Annotated in this window: 5 protein-coding genes; all 5 read right to left on the bottom strand. The window is 65.7% G+C overall.

Features of this window, described 5'->3' with window-relative positions:
* Window positions 1–221: 221 nt before the first annotated feature.
* Window positions 222–1,073, bottom strand: coding sequence for a phosphatidylinositol-specific phospholipase C domain-containing protein (locus ACJ8AN_RS25310; protein ID WP_407758029.1), 852 nt, complete (start codon window positions 1,071–1,073; stop codon window positions 222–224).
* A 73-nt stretch (window positions 1,074–1,146) separates the two neighbouring features.
* Window positions 1,147–2,400, bottom strand: a complete 1,254-nt coding sequence (locus tag ACJ8AN_RS25305; protein ID WP_407758028.1) for an MFS transporter — start codon at window positions 2,398–2,400, stop codon at window positions 1,147–1,149.
* Between the two features lie 146 nt (window positions 2,401–2,546).
* Window positions 2,547–3,428: an NAD(P)-dependent oxidoreductase gene (locus ACJ8AN_RS25300; protein ID WP_407758027.1), complete on the bottom strand. Its 882-nt coding sequence runs from the start codon at window positions 3,426–3,428 to the stop codon at window positions 2,547–2,549.
* Between the two features lie 43 nt (window positions 3,429–3,471).
* Window positions 3,472–5,808: a GH25 family lysozyme gene (locus ACJ8AN_RS25295; protein WP_407758026.1), complete on the bottom strand. Its 2,337-nt coding sequence runs from the start codon at window positions 5,806–5,808 to the stop codon at window positions 3,472–3,474.
* Window positions 5,809–6,008: 200 nt separating this feature from the next.
* Window positions 6,009–7,775 (bottom strand): family 43 glycosylhydrolase, encoded by a 1,767-nt coding sequence (locus ACJ8AN_RS25290; RefSeq protein ID WP_407758025.1) that lies wholly within the window; start codon window positions 7,773–7,775, stop codon window positions 6,009–6,011.

Genomic DNA, 7,775 nt, shown 5'->3' with positions numbered 1-7,775 from the left:
CGCCTGTCTTGGTCAGTACAGGGTCCGGATTCGGTGGCAGGGGAGCAAGCAAGGCTCCAGCGCAATCCGCCAGCAGGAGACACGCCGGCCGCTGGATGTGTAGCGAAGCAAACCCTTACATCTCCCAGCGGTGTCTAGAAGTGTAGAGCCTGGAGCTCGAACGCGAGCTGGAGGCCCTTCCGGTCTCCTTCCCGCCAGGGAGCCGCGCCGTCCGTGCCGAATCACCCGTTCATCGCGATGATGTGCGAGGCCAGGTCCTCGGTCACGGCGTCCACGCAGATGACTCCCGCTCCGCTGGTGAGCGTCGTCAGGTACGGAGTCATATGCGTGCTGCCGCTCCACACCGGCTCCCGGGGCTTCCAGACGAAGCTGGTGAAGTTGATGTACAGCTCCTTCTGGTTGTCGTTCTTCGCCGCCATCTTCGCGGCCGACAGAGCGTCGCTCACGGCCTTCCGCTTCTCCGCGACCTGTGGGCTCTTGTACAGGTCTTGAATCCGCACCCCATAGTGCTCCTCGCGAGACCAGACCTTCGAGTTGGTGCAGTTGTCGGGCCAGCCCACGGTGCTGAAGTGCGTGGCGCTCGGGGTCTGGAGGCGGCTGAGGACCAGGGCCTTGCCACGGCACTCCCCGAGACGAGGCCACCGCTTCCACTCGTTGTCTCGCTTGTAAAGCTTGTCTCCCAGGGTGTCGTTGACGATCTGGTTGATGTCCGCGGAGATGTCACCCATTCCGCCCTCCTGCTTCAAGAGCAGGAGAACGACCTCGTCCGTATGGGCATTGAGGAAGTCGACGACATTCGTCACGACCGTTGCGATGGAGATTCCCTGGTCGAAGGGCCCATGGAAGACGTTGTACGTCGACCCCGTCAACCTGTTGGAGCCCCACGTCGCCGCACAGCGGATGTCCAGAGCCCTCACTCCGGCCGTCAGCTGGTCGGGAATCGAGAGGTTCTGCGCCCGGGTCATCGGCTTGACGGTGTATTCGCACGCGCCCGAATCGTGGGTGCCAGGAATCGCCAGCTGCGGAAGGTACTTCGTGTCTTTGATACGGGCCATCCAGTCAGCGTTTGGCATCGTGGCTTCCTCGCGAATCGACAGGCTGAAAAGGTTTATCCTACACCCGCGCGCAGGGGCCGGGCAACGCGGCCTATGCGCCTTGCTGGCTCCGGCGAAGAAGCAGCACGCCAGCCACCGCCACGAAGGCCAGGGCGGACACGGCGAGCGACGTGTGGATGTTGGTCACGCTTCCCAGGAGCCCCACCGTCACACCGCTGAACGCCCGCAGGCCGGAGGCCGACATGCTGAAGAGGCCCAGGACGCGGCCTCGGATGGTGTCCGGCGCATTCAGTTGCACGAGCGCCTGGGTCATGCTGCTGAAGGAGAGCTCGAAGAACCCGGCCAGGAACAGCACGGCGATCGCCGCCGGATACGAGCTCATGAACGAGAACGTGAAGAGCGCGCAGCCCCACAGGAAGGCAATCTTCAACGCGGAAGCGGGTGCCGTCGGCAGCCAGGTCCCGCGCGTCTCGAGCAGGATGCCCGCGAGCAGCGCACCGGCCGCATCCGCGCCCAGCAGGAGCGTATAGGCCATGCCCGGGTCTCCATGGCCCAGATCATGGGCGAAGCCCGGCATCTGCGCCTGGTAGCTGTTGCCGATGAAGAAGGACGCCGCCCCCGCCAGCAGCACCATGGCCGCGACCGTGGGCATCCCGCGCACGTCGCGGAGGGTCTGGACGATGTCGGCGAAGCCCCGGACGGCACGCTTGGGGCCCGCCGTCACCCCGCGAAAGTGCCGGCCATAGGGTGCGCTCACCAGCCAGAGCAGCAGGGGCAGATAGAACACGGTGTTGAGGAAGATGCCCCGGATGGGCCCGAGCGTCCGCATGATGATGCTGCCCACGCCGGGGCCCACCAGGACCCCGAGATACCGGGCCGTCGCGTTCAGGCGTACCGCGCTCGCCAGATAGCCCGCGCCCACGATGTCGTAGAGCAACATCTGGCTGGAGGTGCTCCAGAGGACTCCCGCGCAGCCGTGGAGCGTCAGGAGGACCATCGCGTGCCACATCTGCAAGGAGTCCGTATAGAAGAAGTATCCCCACCCCACGGAGGCGGTGATGAAGAGCACCATCCCGGCCTGGATGAGGCGCCGGGAATCAAGGCGGTCATTGAGCGCGCCCACCGGCACCGAGAACATCAAGAAGGGCAGCCAGTGGGACACCACCGCGAAGCCACCCAGCGCCGCCGAGTGGAACTTCTGGAACGCCACCCAGTAGCTGATCACGTGCTCGATGTTGTCGGCCATCATCGCCAACATGAACGTGAGGAGGAAGGTCCGGTATCCAGGGATGCGGAGCGCGCTCGATTCAGCGGGGGCGGGGGACGGGGCCACGGTGGAGGTCATGGATGTTCACGCACGGGAGTGGGAGGCGCACCATACCTCAGGCCCCCCCTACGTCGCGTCGAGCATCCGCGGGAACGCGCGTGCGGCCCCGCGTCCTCGAAGCTCGCGAGCTCCTCGCGGACCCGGAGCACGGGTGGGTCATCGCGTCAATCCTGCACGAGGGTACGGAACACGGCTGGCAATTCCTTGTCACCCAGCCCCGCGCCGAGGGCCCGCTTGTAATTGTCGAGCAACTCCGTCGGGAAGCGCGCGCTGAGGCGGGCATCCTTGCTCAGCCGGACGATGTGCTCGATTGCGGCGACGTGGGTGTTGAGACTGCACTGGTCGCCGGAAAAGTCGTTGCGTTCGATCATTCCCTGCGCGGCGTCGGCGGTGACGGAAATCAAGCCGAGGAAGGAGCTCTTCTGGGAGAAGAAGATCTTCGGATCCAGACCTTCCGCCTTGCACATGGCCGCGGCGTGGAGGAAGGCCAGGGAGCCCCCGTAGTAGGCCTCGAGAATCGCGCAGTCGAGCGTCGCGGCGGAACCGATCTTCTCGTCGACGTAGAGCGAATTCCTGGCGATCGCCTGGAGGGTCCCGAGGTGCCGGTCGAAGACCGCTCGGGACCCTGCGTAGAAGACCGTCGCGTAATCGGTGGCGACAAAGCTCGGGTAGGCGAGTATCGCGGCGTCCAGGTACTCCACGCCGTTGCCTGCCGCCCACTCCAGTCCCGAGCGAGCGTCCGCGGGTGAGCCGCTGGTGAGCTGAACCAGCGTCTTTCCGGCCAGTGCCGACGTGACGCCCTTCGAGGAGAACAGCTCGAAGCAGGCGGCGTAGTTGCACAAGGAGACGACCACGAGCTCCCGTCCCGACACGGCCTCGATCAGGTTCTCGAACGCGAGGGTCCCACCGCCAACCGCCTTGGCTTTGCTGGGAGTCCTGTTCCAGACCGCGACTTCATGACCGGCCGCCGCGAAGGCTCGTGCCAGGGCGCTTCCCATGAGGCCGCAACCGATCACCGCTATTTTCGTGGGACTGCTGGGAGCCATCTTCCGTCTCCTTGTGCTTCAAGCTCGAGGCTCGGTCCTGGCTTCAGTTCAGGAGGTTCGCCAGGCCCGCGTAGGTATTGGCTCCGGGGATGCCGTCGATCGGCCCCACGTAGCCGCCGCGGCTCGCCAGGGACTGAAGCGTCTTATAGGTGTTGGTTCCCGGCACCCCATCGATGGGCCCCGTGTAGCCGGCGCCGCTCAAGAAGGTCTGCAGGCCCTTCCACGAGTTCACCCCCATCGCGCCATCGCTGGGGCCCATGTACCCGCCCAGGCGAGCGACCCGCTGGAGTGCCGCGTACGAGTTGGTTCCCATGACGCCATCGATGGGGCCCGTGTAGCCAAAGCCTCGCAGGACGGTCTGCACGCCCATCCAGGAATTGGTTCCCATGACGCCATCGATGACGCCCGTGTAACCGCCCTTCGCGGCGAAGCGCTGAAGCGCCTTGTACGAGTTGGTTCCCATGACGCCATCCACGGGCCCCAGGTAACCGTAGCCGCCGAGGACCTGCTGGATGCCCTTCCACGTGTTCGCGCCGGGCACGCCGTCCACGGCACCGGTGTAACCGCCCGCCCAGGAGATCCGCTGCAGCGTCACTCCCTGCGCGTTGGTGAGCGGCGGCACTCCGCCGGAGGTCCCGTCCAGGTACGCCTGAATCCCGGAATACGTATTGGGTCCGGGGATGCCATCGATGGGGCCCGTGTAACCACCATCCTGGGCAAGCAGTTGCAAGCCCTTGTAGGTGTTGATGCCCGGAACGCCGTCGACAGACCCGCCGTAATACCCCAGATCACGCAGGACCCGCTGCACGCCCAACCACGTGTTGGTACCCGGGACGCCGTCAATGGGACCCGTATAGCCGCCCCGGCGCGCCAGGTTCTGCAGAATGGTTCCCTGCTCGGTGGTGATGACGACGCCGCCGCCACCTCCGCCCGTGGAGCCACCTCCGGGGATCGCCGTCGGCGGGGGAGGCGTCGCGCCATCCGGTGGCTGGCTCAGTCCGGTGAACGCGGACAGCTTCGCGACGTTCAAATCCAGAGGAATTCCATTCTGGTTCCCGGAGGAGGTGTATTGATGAATCTCCCACGTGGGAAAGGCCGTCCCGATGTTCGGGTTGCCCGGAGTGCCCGTGTAGTGGGCGACCCACAGCTTGGAGCCCACGGCCTGCGTCTGGGGCCAGCTGTTGGACGTGAGCAGGCTCGAATAGGTGTACAGGAACGGAGCCTTGCCCAGACGGGACTTGACCGCTTGCATGAAGGTCGCGGTCATGGAGTCGTTCCAGAAGATGGCGTTGTCGATCGCCTCGTTGTCGAGCGCCAGGATGTCGCCCGGACGATAGTCATACAGGTGGTCCATGAAATACTGGGCGTCCGCCGCGGGATTGGTCGAGCCCGCCATCCAGTAGTGCCCCACGAGCAACCCGGCCGCACGGGCCCGGGCGACCTCCTGGGCGTAGTACGGCGCGACGTAGATGGGTGAGACGTTGGAGCCACCCGCCTTGACGATCGCGAACTGGTAACCGGCGGCGCGAACGGCATTGAAGTCGAGATCCCGCTGGGTGGTGCCGACATCGATTCCGTAGACACCGCTCATCCCCGTCGGAGCAGGTGTTCCCGGATCCTGGGCCAGCCAGTTGGTGAGGCCCGCGTAGGTGTACTGTCCCGGGTATCCATCAATGGGGCCCGTGTACCCTCCGAGCTGTGCGAGCCTTTGAACTCCCTTCCAGGTGTTGTCACCCGGGATGCCGTCGATGGGGCCGGAGTAGAAGCCCTTGTTGGTGATGACGGTCTGAACACCCTTCCACGTGTTGGTCCCAGGGACGCCGTCCACCACGCCCGTGTATCCACCCCGCTGGGCGACGCGCTGGAGAGTCTTTCCATCCTCGACGCTGATCTGGATTCCCCCGGAGCCGCCACCGGTCCCGGTGCCTCCACCCGTTCCGGTGCCGAGGATGTTGCGGATGAGGGGCGCGGGATCGCTGACGTTCTCGCCAAACGCGCAGCGGTCCGTGCTCCCCCGGGTCATGTGGAGGTGCGGCCCGGTCCACGCCGAGCCGTGATCATCCCCGGAGCCCGCCGCGTAGGCGATGATCTGTCCCTGTTGGACGAAATCGCCCACGGAGACCTGGGTCCGGATGATGTGATCGTACCCGGAGAAGTCTCCCGGCGCGGATTCCACCGCGATGGTGTGGCCCACGACGGAGGAGTACTGGATGCGGCGGACGGTGCCCGAGCGCAGCGCGGGAATCGGCTGACCGGCACCGGCGGCGAGGTCGAGACCGCGATGGCCCAGGGGGCCATAGTAGGGGCCGGTGACTCCGAAGAGCGTCCGCCACTGACTTTCCGCATAGAAGGACTGCACATTGGACGGAACCAAGGGCATGGACTGAGAGGAGGAGTCCTGGACCTCGGAGCCCTCCTGTCCCATCCCACCGCAGCCCGTCAGGGCAAGCATGCCCAGCACCAACGCCACGGTGCTCGAGGCAAGACTCCGTAAGAAGCTCCTGGATAGGGACCCGCTGTTCATATATCTCCTCTGTGTTCGAAAAGGGAAACCCGTGGCTGCTTCCGGGTGAAGCGTTGCTACGGGATGACGATCGGCACGAACATGCTCTTGCCGTCGTAGGCCGTGGCGCCGCAGCGCGCGTGGGCCCAGTCACCGTTTATCGCCGAGCAGATGCGGAAGTTGCTGATGGTGGAGATGGCCACGTTGATTCCCGGGGTGTCGCAGCGCCCGCTGTACGTCCAGGCGAGACTGCGATTGACCGAGGTCACTCCGATACAGGGGCCAATCCACGCGCCCGTGTCGCGCCGCTGCACGTCGATGGAGTACTGGGCTCCCGTCTCCTCCTCGCTCCAGCTCAGGTCCACGAACGGCGTGGTGCCGCCGGGAACCTCCAGGAAGACGTCATCCGAGACGCCGTCGTAGGCCTTCTCGACGAAGGGTCCCCAGGTGCTGCTGTTCGAGTAGAAGATGCGGAAGGCGGCGATGTCGCCCTTGTTCACCATGCGGCTGCCCGCGCTGGGGCACACGCCGTTGAAGGTGGTCTTGTTGGCCGGGCCGAGGATGCCGGCATTGATGCACGGGCCCACCACGCTCCCATCGCGCAGCACGAGGTCCAGCGAGTAGTTGTACCCGGTCAGCTTCGTCCAGCGGACGTTGACCTGGTTGAGCGAGCTCATCGTGCCATCGGGCTTGAAGGCGATGCGCTGCTTGTACGTGCTGCGCCCGGTGAAGGTGCCCGCGGGCTGGAAGGCGCCCTGGTGGAAGATGTTGAAGTACTCGCCGCGGCGGTCCACCACCCCGTTGTGGCCGTGCGTCTGGATGAGCGCCCCGGAGGCATCGCGCATCGGCTCCGAGAGCCGCCGCACCGCGCGCGCCCGGGTGAGCGCGGGCAGGGAGTCCGCCATGATGTAATTCATGGCGTACTGGCTGTTGTACCAGCCGCTGCTGAAGAGCAGGTAGTAGAGGCCGTTGCGCTTGAGGAGCTCGGGGGCCTCGTTGATGCCTTCCTCCTGGGCGGGGAGCGTGTAGAGCGCGGGGCCCGTGTGGTTGTAGACCGTGGCGGGGGCCGCGGTGTTGAACGAGGAGATGTTGTTGCCCCGGTCGAACCAGACATAGAAGAGCCAGCGGCCCGACGTGTCATTGAACGTCGCCGAGTCGATGCGGATGTTGTGGTTGCAGCCCTGCGCCGTGCAGGCCGAGCCGATGGTGGTGCGCGGGTAGGTCGTGCTCGGGTTGATGGGCTGGGGGGCGCCGAAGTCGAGATTCAGGTCGGGCGCCGAGGCCACGAAGGTCGTCACGTCCTGCCCGGAGGCCGGGCAGGCCATGCCGTTGGGCACCCGCTGGGCCGAGAAGTACAGAGAATAGACGCCGTTGTACTTGCCCAGGTCCGGCGCCCAGATCATGCAGTAGTCGTAGGCCGGGTCCGCCACCGAGGGATCGTAGCCGCGCTTGAAGCGGAAGCTCGACAGATCGTTGGTCTCGTAGATGGGCACGGTCCGCGCGTCGCCGGTGCCGGTGAGGAAGAACAGGTCATCGTTCTCCTTGTAGACGTCGGGATCGGCCAGCCCCGGGACGAGCAGCGAGCGGACATGGAAGTCGGAGCCGCGCGTGGCGCACGAGGCTCCCGTGAAGCCCTCATCGCAGACGCATAGCGCGCTGCCCGCGTTGTCCTTGCAGACGCCATGTCCGCCGCAGGTGACGCCGTCGCAGACGAGCGCCTGCGAGACAGCCGAGACCGGGCCGCCAGACGCGAGCTCGAGGCTGGCATCCTCCGGTCCCGCGCAGCCGGCAGCCGCCGCGAGGGCGAGGAGGGGAACGAGTATGGATTTGAGTGGTGGAAGCAT

This window comes from Archangium sp., from assembly GCF_045802675.1.
In the GTDB taxonomy this organism is placed as follows: Bacteria; Myxococcota; Myxococcia; order Myxococcales; family Myxococcaceae; genus Archangium.
The sequence above is the reverse complement of the archived record's forward strand: the minus strand, read 5'-3'. Positions and strand labels throughout refer to the sequence as shown.

Bases quoted from the DNA above. Each gene is read 5' to 3' on its own strand.
- ACJ8AN_RS25310 (WP_407758029.1), bottom strand. From the start codon at position 1,073: ATGCCAAACGCTGACTGGATGGCCCGTATCAAAGACACGAAGTACCTT.
- ACJ8AN_RS25305 (WP_407758028.1), bottom strand. From the start codon at position 2,400: ATGACCTCCACCGTGGCCCCGTCCCCCGCCCCCGCTGAATCGAGCGCG.
- ACJ8AN_RS25300 (WP_407758027.1), bottom strand. From the start codon at position 3,428: ATGGCTCCCAGCAGTCCCACGAAAATAGCGGTGATCGGTTGCGGCCTC.
- ACJ8AN_RS25295 (WP_407758026.1), bottom strand. From the start codon at position 5,808: ATGCCCTTGGTTCCGTCCAATGTGCAGTCCTTCTATGCGGAAAGTCAG.
- ACJ8AN_RS25290 (WP_407758025.1), bottom strand. From the start codon at position 7,775: ATGCTTCCACCACTCAAATCCATACTCGTTCCCCTCCTCGCCCTCGCG.